The organism is Tateyamaria sp. (assembly GCF_039940735.1).
Classification (GTDB): Bacteria; Pseudomonadota; Alphaproteobacteria; order Rhodobacterales; family Rhodobacteraceae; genus Tateyamaria.
On sequence record NZ_JBDVGB010000036.1, the window covers coordinates 173,240 to 189,739 of the forward strand.

19 protein-coding genes are annotated in these 16,500 nt (G+C 54.5%); 3 read left to right on the forward strand and 16 right to left on the reverse strand.

Annotated features, from left to right (window positions below):
* Positions 1-16: 16 nt before the first annotated feature.
* From ABJF76_RS07290 to ABJF76_RS07300, 3 genes are read left to right on the forward strand one after another with little or no spacing between them, the layout of a single operon-like run.
* On the forward strand, positions 17-1,027 hold the full coding sequence (locus ABJF76_RS07290) for a glycosyltransferase family 2 protein (RefSeq protein WP_413818906.1): 1,011 nt from the start codon (positions 17-19) through the stop codon (positions 1,025-1,027).
* Positions 1,024-2,721: a beta-1,6-N-acetylglucosaminyltransferase gene (locus tag ABJF76_RS07295; RefSeq protein WP_413818905.1), complete on the forward strand. Its 1,698-nt coding sequence runs from the start codon at positions 1,024-1,026 to the stop codon at positions 2,719-2,721. The genes ABJF76_RS07290 and ABJF76_RS07295 overlap by 4 nt, the downstream gene beginning before the upstream one ends.
* A 6-nt stretch (positions 2,722-2,727) precedes the next feature.
* Complete coding sequence (locus tag ABJF76_RS07300; RefSeq protein ID WP_413818904.1) at positions 2,728-4,155, forward strand: sulfotransferase family 2 domain-containing protein; 1,428 nt, start codon at positions 2,728-2,730, stop codon at positions 4,153-4,155.
* A 77-nt stretch (positions 4,156-4,232) separates the two neighbouring features.
* Here the strand turns inward: ABJF76_RS07300 and ABJF76_RS07305 are convergent, their stop codons facing one another.
* The 16 genes from ABJF76_RS07305 to ABJF76_RS07380 form a co-directional block, all read right to left on the reverse strand.
* Entirely contained in the window at positions 4,233-4,697 is a 465-nt protein-coding gene (locus ABJF76_RS07305; RefSeq protein ID WP_413819242.1) for a PTS sugar transporter subunit IIA, read from the reverse strand.
* 38 nt (positions 4,698-4,735) lie between these two features.
* Positions 4,736-5,299, reverse strand: coding sequence for a ribosome hibernation-promoting factor, HPF/YfiA family (gene hpf / locus ABJF76_RS07310; protein ID WP_413818903.1), 564 nt, complete (start codon positions 5,297-5,299; stop codon positions 4,736-4,738).
* 227 nt (positions 5,300-5,526) lie between these two features.
* On the reverse strand, positions 5,527-6,285 hold the full coding sequence (gene lptB / locus ABJF76_RS07315) for an LPS export ABC transporter ATP-binding protein (protein WP_413818902.1): 759 nt from the start codon (positions 6,283-6,285) through the stop codon (positions 5,527-5,529).
* Positions 6,285-6,773 carry a lipopolysaccharide transport periplasmic protein LptA gene (lptA, locus tag ABJF76_RS07320; protein ID WP_413818901.1) on the reverse strand — a complete coding sequence of 163 codons (489 nt, stop codon included), beginning with the start codon at positions 6,771-6,773 and terminating at the stop codon, positions 6,285-6,287. Before lptA ends, lptB begins: the two co-directional genes overlap by 1 nt.
* Before the next feature lie 4 nt (positions 6,774-6,777).
* Complete coding sequence (locus ABJF76_RS07325; protein ID WP_413818900.1) at positions 6,778-7,377, reverse strand: hypothetical protein; 600 nt, start codon at positions 7,375-7,377, stop codon at positions 6,778-6,780.
* A 10-nt stretch (positions 7,378-7,387) separates the two neighbouring features.
* The gene (locus tag ABJF76_RS07330) at positions 7,388-8,368 is read right to left on the reverse strand and encodes a KpsF/GutQ family sugar-phosphate isomerase (RefSeq protein ID WP_413818899.1); all 981 of its coding nucleotides are present in this window, start codon (positions 8,366-8,368) and stop codon (positions 7,388-7,390) included.
* Positions 8,365-8,979 carry a ribonuclease D gene (locus tag ABJF76_RS07335; RefSeq protein ID WP_413818898.1) on the reverse strand — a complete coding sequence of 205 codons (615 nt, stop codon included), beginning with the start codon at positions 8,977-8,979 and terminating at the stop codon, positions 8,365-8,367. Before ABJF76_RS07335 ends, ABJF76_RS07330 begins: the two co-directional genes overlap by 4 nt.
* 42 nt (positions 8,980-9,021) lie before the next feature.
* Positions 9,022-9,783 (reverse strand): PaaX family transcriptional regulator C-terminal domain-containing protein, encoded by a 762-nt coding sequence (locus ABJF76_RS07340; RefSeq protein ID WP_413818897.1) that lies wholly within the window; start codon positions 9,781-9,783, stop codon positions 9,022-9,024.
* A complete protein-coding gene (paaZ, locus tag ABJF76_RS07345) occupies positions 9,773-11,788 on the reverse strand; it encodes a phenylacetic acid degradation bifunctional protein PaaZ (protein ID WP_413818896.1) in 2,016 nt (671 codons plus the stop codon). Before paaZ ends, ABJF76_RS07340 begins: the two co-directional genes overlap by 11 nt.
* A gap of 9 nt (positions 11,789-11,797) precedes the next feature.
* Positions 11,798-12,862, reverse strand: coding sequence for a 2Fe-2S iron-sulfur cluster-binding protein (locus ABJF76_RS07350; protein ID WP_413818895.1), 1,065 nt, complete (start codon positions 12,860-12,862; stop codon positions 11,798-11,800).
* Positions 12,859-13,320 carry a 1,2-phenylacetyl-CoA epoxidase subunit PaaD gene (paaD, locus tag ABJF76_RS07355; protein ID WP_413819241.1) on the reverse strand — a complete coding sequence of 154 codons (462 nt, stop codon included), beginning with the start codon at positions 13,318-13,320 and terminating at the stop codon, positions 12,859-12,861. The genes ABJF76_RS07350 and paaD overlap by 4 nt, the downstream gene beginning before the upstream one ends.
* A complete protein-coding gene (paaC, locus tag ABJF76_RS07360) occupies positions 13,320-14,042 on the reverse strand; it encodes a 1,2-phenylacetyl-CoA epoxidase subunit PaaC (protein WP_413818894.1) in 723 nt (240 codons plus the stop codon). Before paaC ends, paaD begins: the two co-directional genes overlap by 1 nt.
* Positions 14,039-14,323, reverse strand: a complete 285-nt coding sequence (gene paaB / locus ABJF76_RS07365; RefSeq protein WP_413818893.1) for a 1,2-phenylacetyl-CoA epoxidase subunit PaaB — start codon at positions 14,321-14,323, stop codon at positions 14,039-14,041. The genes paaC and paaB overlap by 4 nt, the downstream gene beginning before the upstream one ends.
* Positions 14,324-14,327: 4 nt before the next feature.
* A complete protein-coding gene (locus tag ABJF76_RS07370) occupies positions 14,328-14,792 on the reverse strand; it encodes a DUF3291 domain-containing protein (protein ID WP_413818892.1) in 465 nt (154 codons plus the stop codon).
* A complete protein-coding gene (gene paaA, locus ABJF76_RS07375; protein ID WP_413818891.1) occupies positions 14,789-15,766 on the reverse strand; it encodes a 1,2-phenylacetyl-CoA epoxidase subunit PaaA in 978 nt (325 codons plus the stop codon). The genes ABJF76_RS07370 and paaA overlap by 4 nt, the downstream gene beginning before the upstream one ends.
* Before the next feature lie 2 nt (positions 15,767-15,768).
* A partial coding sequence (locus ABJF76_RS07380) for an acetyl-CoA C-acyltransferase (protein ID WP_413822546.1) occupies positions 15,769-16,500 on the reverse strand: 732 nt, incomplete at its 5' end.

Below are 16,500 nucleotides of genomic sequence, written 5' to 3' on the forward strand. Positions count from 1 at the left end.
TAAAGGACGGAATTGTTTGGGCGCTTGGCAGTCATATCGACTGAGGCTTCAACGTAAGAGGTGGCGCATTCGTGCGTTCCGAAAGCGTCGCGAACTGAAGCGTGTTGTTGATCGGACCGAACAAATTCGTTCTGATGCCCTGTTGGCCTTCACGACGATGCGCAACGAGGTGGTGCGGCTACCATATTTCCTCGAATACTACCGCGAGATGGGGATCAACCATTTCCTAATCGTGGACAATGGCAGCACGGATGGATCGCTCGATTATCTCGCTGCGCAGCCCGACGTGTCGGTTTGGTCGACGAATGCCAGCTACAAACGGTCGCGCTTTGGTGTAGATTGGTTGAACTGGTTGCAGATGAAGTATGCCCACGGACATTGGGCGCTCGTGGTCGATCCGGACGAGTTTCTTGTTTATCCGTTTTGCGACACACGTCCACTGCGCGCGTTGACGGATTGGTTGGATGCGTCCTCTATCAAATCATTTTCCGCCATGCTGTTGGATATGTACCCTAAAGGGCGGCTGAACGAGCAACCCTATCAAGCGGGTCAAAACCCGATGGAAATTGCCAGTTGGTTTGATAGCGGCAATTACATGATCAAGCGCAACAAGGTTTTTGGCAACTTGTGGATCCAAGGTGGTCCGCGCGCGCGTGTGTTTTTCCCGGATGAACCTGCGCGCGCACCTGCGTTGAACAAAGTACCCTTGGTTAAGTGGGACCGCCGCTACGCCTATGCCAGCTCCAGTCACATGCTTTTGCCCCGTGGGCTTAATCAAGTTTATGACGAATGGGGTGGGGAAAAGGCGTCTGGCGTATTGCTGCACGCAAAATTCTTGGACACGTTCAATTCCAAAGCGGCCGAGGAACTGGATCGTAAGCAGCATTATGCGGGGTCGGTTGAGTACAAAGCCTATGCATCAACGATGGATGAGGATCCAGACTTATGGTGCAAGTGGTCTGAGAAGTACATCAACTGGCGGCAGCTAGAGATTTTGGGCCTGATGTCAAAGGGCAACTGGGCATGAGTGTCGGCATTGTAATGCTTGTCCACAATGCGTTGGGCCGGGCCGAACAGGCAGCGCGGCACTGGGCGGCCGCAGGGTGCCCGGTTGTGATTCATGTTGATGCGGGAGTTCCACGCAAGACTTATGACGCGTTCGCGAACAGCCTGGCGGACCTGCCGAGAATTAAGTTCTGTAAGCGGTTCCGTTGTGAATGGGGCACCTGGGGTATTGTGGCTGCCAGTCAAGCCGCGTCCGAACTGATTTTGGCTGAATTTGGCGAAGTGCGCCATGTTTTTCTGGCGTCAGGTTCCTGTCTGCCGCTACGCCCGGTCGAGGAATTGATCGAGTATTTGGCCGACCGTCCACACACTGATTTTATCGAAAGCGCAACGACCGCGGATGTGCCTTGGACTGTTGGCGGGCTGGATGAAGAACGATTTACGATGCGCTTCCCATTTTCATGGAAACGCCAGCGGATGCTGTTCGATAAATACGTCGACCTGCAGCGGCGCTTAAATATCAAAAGAAGAATACCGCAAGGGTTAGTCCCCCACATGGGCAGCCAATGGTGGTGCATGACGCGCCAAACCTTGTCTGCTATTCTTCAAGGGCCGGATCGCAAGGAATATGATGACTATTTCCGGCGCGTGTGGATCCCTGATGAAAGCTATTACCAAACGCTGGCGCGTCAATATTCGATCGAGATTGAAAGCCGGTCTTTGACCCTGTCTAAGTTTGATTTTCAGGGGAAACCGCACATATTCTATGACGATCACTTGCAGCTTTTGCGTCGTTCTGACTGTTTTGTTGCGCGCAAAATTTGGCCGCATGCGAACCGCCTTTACGAAGCGTTTTTGACGGACCCAGCGGGTGCAATGAAACGAACGGAACCCAATCCTGGTAAAATCGACCGTATTTTTGCCAAAGCGGTTGATCGGCGTACGCGTGGACGGCCTGGTCTTTATATGCAAAGCCGGTTCCCGAATAAGGATTGGGAAAATGGCGTAACAGCTGCGCAATATTCGGTTTTTCAAGGCTTTACGCAGATTTTCGAGAACTTCGAACCGTGGTTGACCAAAGCTACTGGCGCACGAGTGCATGGCCACCTGTTTCACCCCGACATGGTTGAATATGCTGACCAACAAGCGAATTTGAACGGGGCACTCAGTAACTCTGCGAAGGCGCGCGATTATAACCCGAATGCGTTTTTGACTAACCTGATCTGGAATACGCGTGGCGAGCGGCAGTGTTTCCAATATGGCCCGGCAGACAACTCGGAGGTGATTCATCAGCTTTCAAGGGATCCAAATGCGCAAATATCGGTGATTTCCGGTGGGTGGGCGGTTCCACTGTTTCGGTCGAACAAGGACTTCTTTGAAATCCGTAAAGAAGCGGCGCGCCTGCAAAGGATTGAAAGCGAGCACTTAAATGTGCTGCGTTCACCTTATGCGAAGGCACGAATTCGTATCTGGACCATGGCTGAATTTATCGAAGCCCCAATGGAGCCCTTGCAGGGAATTCTAGATGAGATCGGTAAAACACAAGCCCGCCGTTTGGCAGAGGTACCAAAAATGGTTGACCTAACCGGCTTTGGTCAGTTTTTACAAAACCTCAAAAACCAGGGGATGCACCCCTATTTGATGGGTGATTTTCCTGTGGCGCTTGGCCCCGAACCCGCGCAAGATCGCCCCAGAAAACCTTATCTGGTGCGTTAGAATTTCATGGCCCAATTTGATTACTTTGTGGTGTTTGCTGAAATGCGCACCGGTTCTAATTTTCTTGAAACGAACCTGAATGCGTTTGATGGTCTCGCCTGCCACGGAGAGGCGTTTAACCCGCATTTCATCGGCTTTCCTAATGTCGATTCGGTTTTAGACGTGACTCAGGATGCGCGTGATGCTGATCCGAAAAAGTTGTTACGTGCCATCAAGAAAACGCCTGAACTGAGTGGGTTTCGTTATTTTCACGACCACGATCCGCGCGTCTTTGATATGGTTATGGACGACCCGAAATGCGCCAAAGTTGTGCTGACACGTAATCCGGTCGAAAGCTACGTCTCTTGGAAGATCGCGACAGCGACGGGGCAGTGGAAACTGACTGACGCCAAGGCTCGTAAAGATGGAAAAGCAGATTTCGACGCAGAGGAATTCGCAAGCCATCTGGATGCGTTACAATCGTTTCAGGTCATGTTGCTGAATCGCATGCAGGTGAGCGGCCAATCGGCGTTTTATGTCGCCTACGAAGATCTGCAAAGCGTTGATGTTATGAACGGCCTTGCGAAGTGGTTGGGCGTCAATTCGCAGCTGGAAGAGTTGGACAAAAACTTAAAGGTCCAGAACCCAAGCCCTCTGTCTGATAAGGTTAGTAATTTCGGGCAAATGACCACAGCTTTGGCTGGGCTGGATCGTTTCAACTTAACGCGAACACCGAATTTCGAGCCGCGGCGTGGGGCCGCTGTACCGACATATTTCGCCAGTAGTAGTGCGCCATTGGTCTATCTGCCGGTGCGGGGCGGCGGTCAAGACGAGGTCATGTCTTGGCTCAAGGCGCTGGATGGCGCGCAAGGGGGTACGCCCGGGTCAAAGCTGTCTCAGAACGGTTTGCGTGATTGGATGCGCGATAATCCTGGGCACCGTAGCTTCAGTGTCTTACGGCATCCGCTAGACCGGGCACATTCTGTGTTCTGCCACCGGATTCTTAACACAGAACAGGGCGGATATCAGGGGATTCGCACGACCTTGAGCAAACGGTATGGTGTGTCTTTGCCGGATGATCCCAATAGCGATGCGTACACAAAATCGGATCACCGGAATGCATTCACTCAATTCTTGCGATTTTTGAAAGTGAACCTTGCGGGGCAAACGTCGGTGCGTGTCGATCCTGATTGGGCTAGCCAGGTAAAAACGATCGAAGGTTTTGCTGAATTCGTTCTGCCGGACCGCCTCATTCGACAGGAAACGCTGGACGTTGAATTGAATGCCCTCGCCACATCGCTCGGTATCGAAAGTGTACCCGCCGTGACACCAAAAGAACGAGATGAGCGTTATCGGTTGAAAGACATCTATGACGTCGAGATCGAAGCACTGTCGCGTGCAGCCTACGGTCGCGATTACCTCATGTTCGGCTTCAAAGATTGGGTCGCTGCGTAATCCGATTGTGATCAAAGAGGCAAGGAAGCCGCGTCAGTCTCCTAACAAGTGTTTTCTAGGTCGGAGAACGTTTGCTTTCACGCTGCTTTGGCCGGTTTCGCTTCATTTAGGATGGCAAAGAGCGTCGAGGGATCAGGGTTCGCACGCAGTTTTGCACAAACGGCCGGATCCCGCAGCGTACGTGACACAAGGGCAAGTGCCTTCAGATGCTCAACACCGGCTTCTTCTGGGGCAAAGAGTGCAAAAGCGATATCAACCGGCTGACGATCCACCGCATCAAAATCAATTGGTTTGTCGAGCAGAATAAACATGCCAACAACACTGTCGATGTTGTCCAAGCGCGCATGGGGTAGGGCCACGCCGTGGCCCACACCCGTTGGTCCAAGGGCTTCGCGCGCCATCAGCGCCTCGACCACTAGACCTGCATTCAAATCGTGGGCGCTGTGCATTAGGTCGCCAATTTCCTGAAACAGCCGTTTCTTGGACGTGACCGAAGTCACGACCTTGACTGCTTCAGGTTTCAAAAGGGTACCAAAGTCCATCGTATTTGCACCGTCAGCGTCCATGTCGGCGCTGTTCCTTACGGGTCAATCCAGCCGATATTGCCGTCTTCGCGGCGGTACACGACATTCAGACCTTGTTTACCTTCGTTGCGAAACACCAGCACTGGTGCGCCCGCCAATTCCATCTGCATGACTGCTTCGCCGACCGACAGGGATGGAATGTTGGTTTCCATCTCGGCCACGATGATCGGTTGCAGACTTTCCGGTTCGGACGCATCGACATCCGAGTCAGAGGCGAGGATATACGAGGACGCGCCAGAGAGTTCAACCGGTTGTGATCGGTCCTTGTGGTGATCCTTCAGGCGGCGTTTATAACGCCGTAATTGCTTTTCCATTTTGTCAGAACAAGAATCAAAAGCTGCATATATTTCAGTGGCATGCGCCTTGGCCGAAGCTGTCAGCCCAGTAGATAAGTGCACGGTCGCTTCGCAAACAAATTCATGCGCAGACTTGGAAAATATCACTTGCGCGCTTGTCGGTCGTTCGGCGTATTTTTGCACCACGGCTCCAAGATCGTTGCGCACATGTGTTTGCAACGCGTCGCCGACGTCGATGTGTTTGCCACTGATTTGATACTGCATATTTACTCCTTCAATTGAGTTCGCGATATGAAAACGCAGACCGCAGATGCGGCCAGACGTATGTTTCATTTCAACGAATTAGGCTCTGTCATCCCCTGACCTTGAGCACCCTGCGGAGGCGCAGAGGGCCGAGTAGAGGTCAAAGAAAGCATCAGAGCCATAACCCCATTGCACGCAGAAAATGGCGCACTGTCAATCAAAAGCGCAATCGTGGATAATAAGGAACGTTATTGGATGCGAAAATTATCGCCTAGGTAAACGCGACGCACGTTTTCGTTTTGCACCACATCTTGCGGCGTGCCCGACATCAACACCTGACCGTCATGCAAAATATACGCGCGATCCACGATTTCCAGCGTTTCGCGGACGTTGTGATCAGTGATCAACACCCCAATGCCACGTTTTTTAAGGTCCGCCACAAGGTTGCGGATATCCCCAACTGAGATTGGATCGACGCCGGCAAATGGTTCATCCAAAAGTAAGTATTTCGGGTTTGCAGCCAATGAACGTGCGATTTCCACCCGGCGACGTTCCCCACCAGACAATGCAAGTGCGGGCGCACGTCGCATGTGTTCGATAGAAAACTCGCTTAGCAGTTCTTCGAGCCGTTCACGGCGTTTGCGTCCATCTGCTTCAACCACTTCGAGGATTGCGAGGATATTGTCCTGAACGCTCATCCCGCGAAAGATGCTCATTTCTTGTGGCAGATAACCGATGCCCATTTGCGCACGGCGATACATCGGTAATGCCGTCACGTCCGTACCATCAAGCATGACAGTGCCACCTTCGGGCGTGACCAGTCCGGCGACGGCATAGAAAGTTGTCGTTTTGCCCGACCCATTAGGCCCCAGCAGCGCGACGACTTCGCCCCTGTTCAATTCCATCGAAAAGTCGCGAATTACCAATTTCTTGCGATAAGACTTGCGCAAATGCGAGATCTTAAGGCCAGAACCGCCTCCAGCCACCTTCAGGTCGGGTTTGGCCATTAGTTATTTCCAGTTTGAAGGATCGTTTTGACCCGTCCCTGCATCCGCGCTGTGCCATCATCTAGATTGACAGACATCCGATCAGCGCTGAGCGCGCTTCGCCCCTGTGCCATTAGCACGTCGCCCGTCATGACGATCACGCCACTGTCGATGTCATAATCCGCGCGCTGTGCTTCGGCTGCGTCATCGCCCGAAGCAAGAGTAACGCCGCCTGTTGCTTCCAAACTTTGGATGCCCGCTTCGTCCTCGCGATAGATGACCAGAACTCGCGCCGCGGACAATCGCATTGCACCCTGTCCGATCACAACATTTCCGGTGAATGTCGCCGCGCCAGTTTTTTGATCGACGTTCAATTCGTCCGCGCTCACTTCGATCGGAGCTGACGTGTCTTGTTGAATCGCACCAAAGGCAACTTGAGTGCCTTGGGCAAGAACAGGGGTCGAAAAGCCCAGCAGGGCGATGCAGGCGACAGCACGGAGGAAGGTCAATGGATCATTCTCTTTCTGTATTTTGAGGCGTGTATACCAGCTTCACACCATTTGTGAAAATCAAATGGGTGTTTGTGTCGCCTGTACCGCGTCGTAGGTGCAGCATTCCTGCATTCAGTGTTCCAATGGGGCCGGTTCCCATCACGGGTCCGGGCGATTGCAGCGCCAATTCGTCGAAATCAGCCTCGAGGGCGTCACTTGTCACTTTGTATCCAGTCGAGGTGGTTATAACCACGTTCCCCACCAATTGAGAGACGTTGCTTGTAAGATCGAACTGACCTTCATCTGAAGACAAGAGAATTTGGGCGCCCGATTTAAGGTCGATTTGCGCCGAAAAGTCCTCGGCGTTGTTTTTCGAACCTCCGCGCGTCGACATGCGACTGGCAGAGACCATGATCATGTCACCACCATCCGTGGCACCGGAAAATACGGGGCCCGTCACCTGCTGCCCTTGCAACCGTTCGACGATTTCGGTGTCTGCGAACGGCAAAGTTGCGACCGGGTCGACATTGCGTGACAAGATGAACAGCGTCGAGAGCAGCAAAAGCGCCATCAACGGAAGCAGCACCTTTAGCCATGCGACCAGTCGTGAATAACCGTCCATGCCAATATTCCTAGTCCAGCCCGACCCGCAAGCAGTCGTGGATGTGAATCAACCCCAGCGGTTTGGTTGTGCCGGGTTGCGTAACGAACAGGCATGTGACCGAGCGCCCGCCATCTTGTCCGTTCATAATACCGACCGCTTCTTGGGCCAAAATATCGGGAACGATTGTACGAGGAGATGTGGTCATGACATCGCGTGCTTTCAAGTCAAGGAAGCGATTGCTCATGTGTCGCCGCAGATCACCATCGGTGATGATCCCAATCAGGGCGTCGTTCGCATCGGTCACCCCAACGACACCAAAGCCCTTTTTGCTGATTTCAATCAGCGCTTCTTGCATCACGGTGTCAGCACTCACCAATGGCAGGGCGTCACCAATGTGCATCAGGTCGGTCACCTTCGTCAGGACCGCACCGAGCTTGCCACCGGGATGGAAGTCGCGGAAGTGTTCTGCCGTGAAAGAGCGATGCTTCATCAGCGCGACAGCCAGCGCATCGCCCAAGGCCAGCGTCATGGTGGTAGAACTGGTGGGTACGACGCCTGTGCCGCAGGCTTCGCCCAAATCAGGAAGGCGCAGAACCACGTCGCATTGGCTGCCCAAAGCGCTGTTCGGGGCTTTGGTTATGCCGATCAGTGGTATGTCAAAGCGGCGTGAAAAGGCGATCATGTTCGCCAATTCTGGCGCTTCGCCGGAATTCGAAATGGCCAACACCAGATCTGCCCGCGTCACCATGCCTAAGTCGCCGTGGCTTGCTTCGGCTGGGTGGACAAAGTGCGCTGGGGTGCCCGTGCTTGCAAAGGTCGCGGCGATCTTGCGCGCGATATGGCCAGATTTTCCGATCCCGGTTACGATCACGCGCCCCTTGGCGTTCAACAGCAAATCGATGGCCACGCGAAAGTTGCCATCAAGGCCGCCGGCAAGCGCTGTCAACGCGTCGGCTTCGGCCCGGATCACGTCACGTGCAGTGTCGATAAAGGGAGTTTTTCCGTTCATGCGTGGGCAAATATGTCAGTGTCTGGCCAGCCCACCAGATCTAAATTTGCGCGCATTGGCAGGAAATCGAAACAGGCTTGTGCAATTTCCATCCGGCCTTCGCGGATCAGCCGTTCATTTAGTACATCGCGCAGGCGATGCAGGTACAGCACGTCGGAGGCCGCATATTCTACTTGGGCTTTGGTCAGCGTATCGGCGCCCCAATCGCTGGATTGCTGTTGCTTTGAAATATCCACCCCAAGCATTTCTTGCAGTAGGTTTTTCAACCCATGCCGGTCTGTGTAGGTCCGCACAAGGCGGCTGGCGATTTTGGTGCAATAAACGGGTGCGGTGACGGCTCCAAATGCATTTTGCATCGCTGCAATGTCGAAGCGGCCAAAGTGAAACAGTTTAAGCACGTTCGGATCGACCAAAACCTTGCACAAGTTCGGCGCCTTGGTCTGCCCCTGTTTGATCTGAACGACATGTGCGTCACCATTCCCAGCGGACAGCTGCACGACGCACAACCGATCTCGGTGTGGGTGCAGCCCCATTGTTTCACAGTCGATGGCAACGACGGGTCCAAGATCAACATCATCGGGCAAGTCAGAGATATGCAGGTGGTTTGTCATATTCTCGCTATAACGCGTGCCAAGCATTTGGGAAAGCGTGGTTTAAGCCGCGTTCACTTGATCCAAGGCCGGGCGCGGGTATTTGCCGAGAAGTTGTGAAACTAGCACGCGACAGTCATGACCGCGCCACTTTGCAGAATGCGCGTTGCGAGGCAGGTCGGGATGCCGCAACGCCAACCGACGCCATGCATGCACAATCATCACGCGGACAACAGCAACATCCAGCGGGGACAAGGCCGTGACTTCGGGCAGCGTCGCAAGGATATCGCTTAGCGCTGCATTAAGATCTGCATAGGCATCCAGCAGCGCAGGCGGTTCGATTTGCGGGCCAAGCCATTGCGGAAAATCGGTGGCAGCGAGGCGCATGGCTCCTTCGGGTAGGGGTGTTCCCGTTGCCGTTATGAATGTTCGGGCCGAAATTTGCGCATAGATGGTGTTTTTCGGGATCGTGTCTGTATCACGGATGACGAACACCTCGGCCCCTTGTCCCATTTGCACTGGGGTCCCATAGATGCGCAGGTGCGCAGCTTGACTGTCGCGTTGCCCCTTTTCGGTAAGGCGATGCAGGCTAGTGCGCCCGGTTTTTTCAGACGCAATCCAGTCATCACTGCGTAGTCGATGCAAGGCGACACGGGTCGCTTCGGGTTTGATTCCGATGCGTTCCATGATGGCGGAAAGGGTGGGCCCTTGGAGCGGGCAATCAGGCGCAAGATCACCAAAAACGGTCACTAATAGGGACCAAACTCGCAACGATCCTAATGCGCTAAGCGTCTTAATAGCTTCGGTGTGGGTGTCAGTATTCATTCATCGTCAGTAGCTCGTATTCGGCGACTGCCTCGTCATTCTGGTTTGTTAACGCTACGTGCCAGCGCACTTCGCCATAATCGTCATTGCGTGGGGTCTTTGCCTTAACCGTCAAGCGGACCTTGATGCTGTCACCCGGTTCGACAGGTTTCATAAAACGCAAATTATCAAGGCCGGTGTTGGCTAAAACTGGCCCGGGGTCGGGTTGCACAAACAGCCCCGCCGCAAAGCTAAGTAACAAGTAACCATGTGCGACGCGACCAGGAAAGAACGGGTTGGCGGCTGCTGCGGCATGATCCATGTGGGCATAAAAAGTGTCACCGGTGAAATTGGCGAAGGTTTCGATGTCATCCAACGTAACAGTACGTGATGGGGTGTGCAGCGTGTCTCCGATGGTTAGGTCGTCGAAAGGTCGGGTGAATGGATGGGGTTTGTCCACGTGTTCGGTTGCGCCGGGTGTCCATTTGCCTGTGATCGCTGACAGGATGTCGGGGCTGCCTTGCACCGCAGTGCGTTGCATATAGTGAAGCGCCGCACGCACGCCACCAAGCTCTTCGCCGCCGCCCGCCCGGCCCGGTCCACCGTGGACCATATGTGGAAGTGGGGCACCATGGCCCGTTGCTTCGGCCATTGAATCGCGGTTGTTAAAGTAAAGCCGTCCGTGGAATGGGGCCGAAGCCATAGCAAGGGCGCGGGCCACGTCGCCATCACGAGTGATGACCGAGGCAACGAGTGATCCCTTGCCCCGGTTCAACAATGCCGCGGCGTGGTCCATGTCGTTGTACGGCATGACGGTGGACACCGGGCCGAAAGCTTCGACATCATGCACGGCGTGGGCTGCATCCGGGTTTGCGCAGTGAAACAGCATCGGGGGCAAAAAGGCGCCTTGGTCGTCCGCCATGGAAAAGGTCTCGGGGTCACCAAAGACGCGCTCGGCCTCCGTTCCGATTTGCGCTGCCTTTTGCAAAACGTCCATTTTTTGACTGCTGGACACAAGCGGGCCCATATCTGTGCCTGTCTCGCGTGGATTGCCGACGATGACCTTGGATAACCCTGCGCGCAATGCAGTGATCAATGCGTCGACTTGGGTGGAGGGGGTTAGAATACGCCGAATGGCCGTACATTTTTGTCCCGCTTTGGCGGTCATTTCACGCAAAGCTTCAGTGACAAACAGGTCAAATTCGGGCGTTCCTTGAACTGCATCAGGGCCCAAAACTGACGCGTTCAAACTGTCCTGCTCTGCCGTAAAGCGCACTGCGCTGTTCAGCACGTTGGGCGTGGCTCGCAGTTGTTTCGCCGTCTGAGCAGAACCAGTGAATGTCACCACATCCTGACAATCGAGGTGGTCCAGTAAGTCACCCGTCCCCCCGGCAATCAATTGCAGCGCCCCATCAGGCAACAACCCGCTGTCCAGCATCAACCGCACACAAGCCTCGGTCACATATGAGGTCGCCGTGGCCGGTTTGATGATCGCAGGCATGCCCGCAAGAAGGGTCGGCGCAAGCTTTTCCAGCATGCCCCAAACAGGGAAATTGAATGCGTTTATGTGCAGCGCGACCCCTTGCAATGGCGTGCAGATGTGCTGCCCTTGAAACTGTCCTGTTCGGCTAAGTTGCTCTGGTGGTCCGTCTATATAGATGCGGCTGTCCGGCATCTCGCGACGCCCCTTCGACGCAAAAACCAGCATCGTGCCGATGCCGCCATCGATATCGATCAGATGGTCGGATTGGGTGGCGCCAGTATCAAAGCTGAGATCATAAAGTACTTGGCGATGTTCCCATAAGTACAAGGCCAGTGCCTTGAGCATACGGGCGCGATCGTGGAACGTCATAGCCTGAAGGGCAACGGTGCCCCGGTCACGTGCAAAGGCACGCATGGCCTGCACATCCAGCGCATCATTCCCGGCTTGTGCGATCACCTCGCCAGTTATGGCGCTTTCAATGGCGCGTGCGCCGGGGCCGGGGGCGATCCATTGACCGGCAGCGAAACTGTGAACAAGACGCATTTGCGACCCCTAATGTTGATCGTAATCGATGGAGAGCGTGTCGCTAAGCGGATAACACTGACAGGTCAGCACGAACCCTGCCTCGACCTCGTAATCTTCAAGTGCGTGGTTGGAGAGCATTTGATATTCGCCTTCCGTCACTTTGGCCTTGCACGTGCTGCACACGCCTGCCCGACAGGCAAAGGGAGGATCAAGTTTGGCATTTAAAGCGGCTTCTAGAACCGAGGTGTCGCGCGTCATTTCAAGCTGATGCGAGGTGCCGTCTATGGATATCTGCACCTGAGTTTCGGCATTGCCTTTGGTCGCATCTATAAGTGTTTGCTTCGCAAGACGTCCTTGCTGCCCCGCGCCGAAAAGTTCGAATTTAATCTGATCTTTAGATAGGCCATGTGTTTCTAACACAGCAGAAATGGATAACATCATCGGTTCAGGCCCACAAATAAGGGCCGTATCAACAGCGGCGATGTTGATCCACGATTTGAAAAGAGCGTCGCACTTTTCACTGTCCACACGGCCAGAAAATAGATCGATATCTTGCCCGGTTTCCAACACATGGATCAAGGTGAACCGTTGCATATAGCGGTTCTTGAGGTCTTCGAGTTCCTCGCGAAACATGATCGTATGTACGGCGCGGTTGGCATAGATCAGGGTAAAAGTGCTGTCGGGTTCACGCGCCAAAATGGTCTTCAGAATTGACAAGATAGGCGTGATGCCAGAACCGCCCGCAAACCCAAGATAGGTTTTTGCCGCTTTAGGTTCTAATTTTGTGCCGAATTTGCCCATGGGCGGCATAGCATAAACGACATCCCCGATCTTAAGGTCAGTATTGGCGAAAGTAGAAAAAGCACCGCCGTCGACCCGTTTAATCCCGACTTGCAGCAGCCCGTCATCAAGACCTGCGCAGATTGAATAATTGCGCCGCAATTCAGTCCCGTCGAAATCCTGTTTGAAGGTCAGGTACTGGCCGGGCGCGAATTGAAACAGCTCTGGGTTTTGCGGCGCTAGTGTCAACACAACAGCGTCGCGGATCGTGCGGTGGGTATCGGTGACGGTAAGGGGGTGAAATTGGGTCATATGCACTTGAAGTAATCAAAGGGTTCCAGGCAGTCCAAGCAACGCCATTGCGCCTTGCAGGGGGTCGAGCCGAATTGACTGATCCGTTCTACGGACTGAGATTTGCAGCGCGGGCAATGCTGTGGGCCGCCTGCGGCTTGGGGTGGTGCAATGCCATATGCCTCTAGCTTGACGCGGCCTTGATCGGACAACCAATCAGTGGTCCATGGCGGTGCAATTTGTCTTTTTAGAGAAAGATTTTTGATACCGTGCCCGCGCAACGCTGCCTCGATTTCGAAGTTTATAACCGAGGTGGCCGGGCAGCCAGAATAGGTTGGGGTCACAGTAATCTCTAGCGTTTCATCCCGCCATGCGACGTCACGGATGATGCCAAGATCAACCAATGAGATCACTGGGATTTCAGGGTCAGGGACATCGGCGAGCCAAGACCAGACCTCAGCTACAGAGGCGGGGGCCATCACCACGTCGCATCCGGATAGCTGCGCGGCAACACCTGCATGGTGGCAAGCATATGGCCCAAGTGCTCGGAATGTCGCGTTCCAGTTTTGCCGCCTTGGTGTGCAAATTCAGATTCTGGCTTTGTTAGGGTCGATTCAACGAGCGTTGCAGTCAAATATGCATCGAACGCAGGGCGCAGTTTTGTCATGTCGGTTAAGTCGTCTGCATCGGTCGTGAACATCTCGCCCACATAGGGCCAAAGACGATCCAAGGCGGATTGCATCCGTTTATGGCTTTCCTCGGTTCCATCACCCAATGCGATCACTGTGTCGGTGGACCGCTCGCGGTGATAGGTGACTTCTTTCAGTGATTTTTGCGCGATGGCATTGATATCGGCGTCAACGTGTTCGCACAGCATGGTCAACGTCTCAAAATGCCAAGCATCAAACAGGAATTGACGCATCATCGTGACGCCAAAATCGCGGTTTGGTTGTTCGACCAACAACAGATTACGAAAATCCCAAGCGTCGCGATGATAGGCGAGGGTATCTGCCGTACGCCCTTTCCCTTCTCGTTCAACGGCAAGGCCAAGCCACAGCTGCGTCTGCCCGATTAGGTCTAGCGCAATATTGGCAAGGGCAATGTCTTCTTCCAATGCTGGCGCGTGGCCGCACCATTCAGACAGCCGTTGGCCCAGCACAAGCGCGTTGTCGCCCAGTCGGATGAGGCCGGGCACGGTCACATCGCACCTACGTCGTCTGGGATGTCAAAGAACGACGGGTGGCGGTACACTTTGTCATCGGCCGGATCATAAAGCGCGCCTTTTTCGTCCGGGGACGAAGCGGTGATTTGTGCGGCGGGCACAACCCAAATGCTGACGCCTTCTTTGCGGCGGGTATAGACGTCGCGGGCGTTTTGGATTGCGTGTTCGGCATCACTGGCATGAAGCGAGCCAACATGGCGGTGGCTAAGGCCGTGTTGGCCGCGAATGAAAACTTCCCAAAGGGGCCATTCTTGTTTCACTGCACTACCCCGCTGCCATGGCGCAACGACGCCACGCACTTGTGTCGACCGCATCCCAGCCAAACGCATGATCGGATGCACCATGTTTATGCAGATGATGAAGTCGGTCCATCGCTTCTTCCAAGTTGGGGATGTGATTATCCGCGACGGGCCACATAACAAAATGGGGGGTCTTCATCGGTTTGAACCAGTTGGTGCCTTTTTCGTAAAACCGAGCATGAAGAGTGTTGAACACATAGTGTCCAAGGCTGGCGACGTCGTCCCAGACGGACAGATTCGAGATCATCTCGGCATCACCAGGAACCGCGATATCAGTGGCATTGCCCGAGTCCGATTTCATGCGCCACACAAAACCGGGGCTGCGTTCTGCCAGCGCGTTCATGCGGTCAAGGTTGTTCATGAATTCGGCCATGCGCGGATCATCTGTGGAATAGCGTGCATAGCCGACATTGAGTTGAGCCAGTTTCATTCTGCTGCCACCTTTGCTGCGTGTTTTTTGGCCGCATGCGCCAAACGCGCTTCGCGCACCCATGCGCCATCATTCCATGCTTTTTGACGCGCCTCGATGCGTTCGACGCTGCAAGGGCCATTGCCTTTCAAGACGTCAAAAAATTCGGACCAATCGGGGCCAGTGAAATCGTATCCGCCTTTGGCTTCGTTCCATTCCAAATCCGGGTCAGGGATTGTGAGCCCAAGGTATTCAGCTTGCGGTACGGTCGCGTCGACGAACTTTTGACGCAGCTCATCGTTGCCATTCATTTTGATTTTCCATCGCATGGATTGTTCAGAATGCACGCTGTCCGCATCCGAAGGACCGAACATCATCAGCGACGGATACCACAGCCTATTAAGGGCATCCTGGGCCATTCTTTTCTGCGCTTCGGTGCCGTTTGCCATCTTCATCATGATGTCAAAGCCTTGGCGTTGGTGGAACGATTCCTCTTTGCAGATACGCACCATTGCACGCGCATAGGGGCCAAAGCTTGTACGCTGCAAGGGCACTTGGTTCATGATGGCAGCACCATCAACAAGCCAGCCGACAGCCCCCATATCGGCCCATGTCAGCGTGGGATATGCAAAGATCGATGAATACTTCATTCGACCATCCAGCAGCATTTCGGTCATCTCGTCGCGGCTGATCCCCAGCGTTTCGGCGGCGCAGTAAAGGTACAGACCATGCCCAGCCTCATCTTGCACTTTGGCTAGCAAGATCGCCTTGCGTTCCAATGATGGCGCGCGAGTAATCCAGTTGCCTTCGGGCAGTTGGCCCACAATTTCACTGTGTGCGTGTTGGCCAATTTGTCTGATTAGGGTCTTGCGATAGCCTTCGGGCATCCAATCTTTGGGCTCGATCTTGTCGCCTGCGTCGATACGTTCTTGAAAGGCCGATAACTTTTCGGGGTCGTCCTTGGTCGCTTCGGATTTGATCATCTGCGCGTACATATTCAGACCCTTTCAAGTATCAAGGCGACCCCTTGCCCAACACCCACACACATTGTGCAAAGGGCGTAACGGCCAGAGGTCCGTTGCAATTGGTAAGCGGCGGTCATCACAAGCCGCGCGCCGGACATGCCTAACGGGTGGCCCAACGCAATTGCGCCGCCTTGGGCGTTCACGCGTGGGTCGTCGTCAGCCACGCCAAGGTCGCGCAAAGTGGCAAGACCCTGTGCGGCGAAGGCTTCGTTCAATTCGATCACGTCCATTTGGTCGATGGTCAGACCTGCACGCGCCAGTACTTTTTTGCAGGCCGGTACAGGACCGATGCCCATCACGCGCGGCGCAACCCCTGCCGCGTTCATCGCAACAATCCGGGCCATTGGGGTAAGGGAGTGTTTGACCGCTGCTGCGTCCGAGGCAATCAGCAAGGCCGCCGCTCCGTCATTCACACCTGAAGCATTTCCAGCCGTCACCGTCTTGTCGGCGCCGTTGATGCCGCGCAGTTTGGCGAGCGCTTGAACGCCAGTGCCGGGGCGTGGGTGTTCGTCGGCGTCCACGACGATTGCGTCACCTTTACGTTGTGGAATTGTCACGGCGGCAATTTCGTCAGCAAAGGCATTTGCCGCATGGGCTGCGGCCCAGCGTGCTTGAGATCGCGCAGCAAAGGCGTCTTGATCGGCGCGGCCCACCTGCCAGTCTTCGGCCACATTGTCAGCGGTCTCTGGCATGGAATCGATGCC

Coding starts and splice junctions, on each gene's coding strand:
- ABJF76_RS07295 (WP_413818905.1), top strand. CDS start 1,024: ATGAGTGTCGGCATTGTAATGCTTGTCCACAATGCGTTGGGCCGGGCC.
- ABJF76_RS07300 (WP_413818904.1), top strand. CDS start 2,728: ATGGCCCAATTTGATTACTTTGTGGTGTTTGCTGAAATGCGCACCGGT.
- ABJF76_RS07305 (WP_413819242.1), bottom strand. CDS start 4,697: ATGGACTTTGGTACCCTTTTGAAACCTGAAGCAGTCAAGGTCGTGACT.
- hpf (WP_413818903.1), bottom strand. CDS start 5,299: ATGCAGTATCAAATCAGTGGCAAACACATCGACGTCGGCGACGCGTTG.
- lptB (WP_413818902.1), bottom strand. CDS start 6,285: ATGGCCAAACCCGACCTGAAGGTGGCTGGAGGCGGTTCTGGCCTTAAG.
- ABJF76_RS07325 (WP_413818900.1), bottom strand. CDS start 7,377: ATGGACGGTTATTCACGACTGGTCGCATGGCTAAAGGTGCTGCTTCCG.
- ABJF76_RS07330 (WP_413818899.1), bottom strand. CDS start 8,368: ATGAACGGAAAAACTCCCTTTATCGACACTGCACGTGACGTGATCCGG.
- ABJF76_RS07335 (WP_413818898.1), bottom strand. CDS start 8,979: ATGACAAACCACCTGCATATCTCTGACTTGCCCGATGATGTTGATCTT.
- ABJF76_RS07340 (WP_413818897.1), bottom strand. CDS start 9,783: ATGAATACTGACACCCACACCGAAGCTATTAAGACGCTTAGCGCATTA.
- paaZ (WP_413818896.1), bottom strand. CDS start 11,788: ATGCGTCTTGTTCACAGTTTCGCTGCCGGTCAATGGATCGCCCCCGGC.
- ABJF76_RS07350 (WP_413818895.1), bottom strand. CDS start 12,862: ATGACCCAATTTCACCCCCTTACCGTCACCGATACCCACCGCACGATC.
- paaD (WP_413819241.1), bottom strand. CDS start 13,320: ATGGCCCCCGCCTCTGTAGCTGAGGTCTGGTCTTGGCTCGCCGATGTC.
- ABJF76_RS07370 (WP_413818892.1), bottom strand. CDS start 14,792: ATGAAACTGGCTCAACTCAATGTCGGCTATGCACGCTATTCCACAGAT.
- paaA (WP_413818891.1), bottom strand. CDS start 15,766: ATGTACGCGCAGATGATCAAATCCGAAGCGACCAAGGACGACCCCGAA.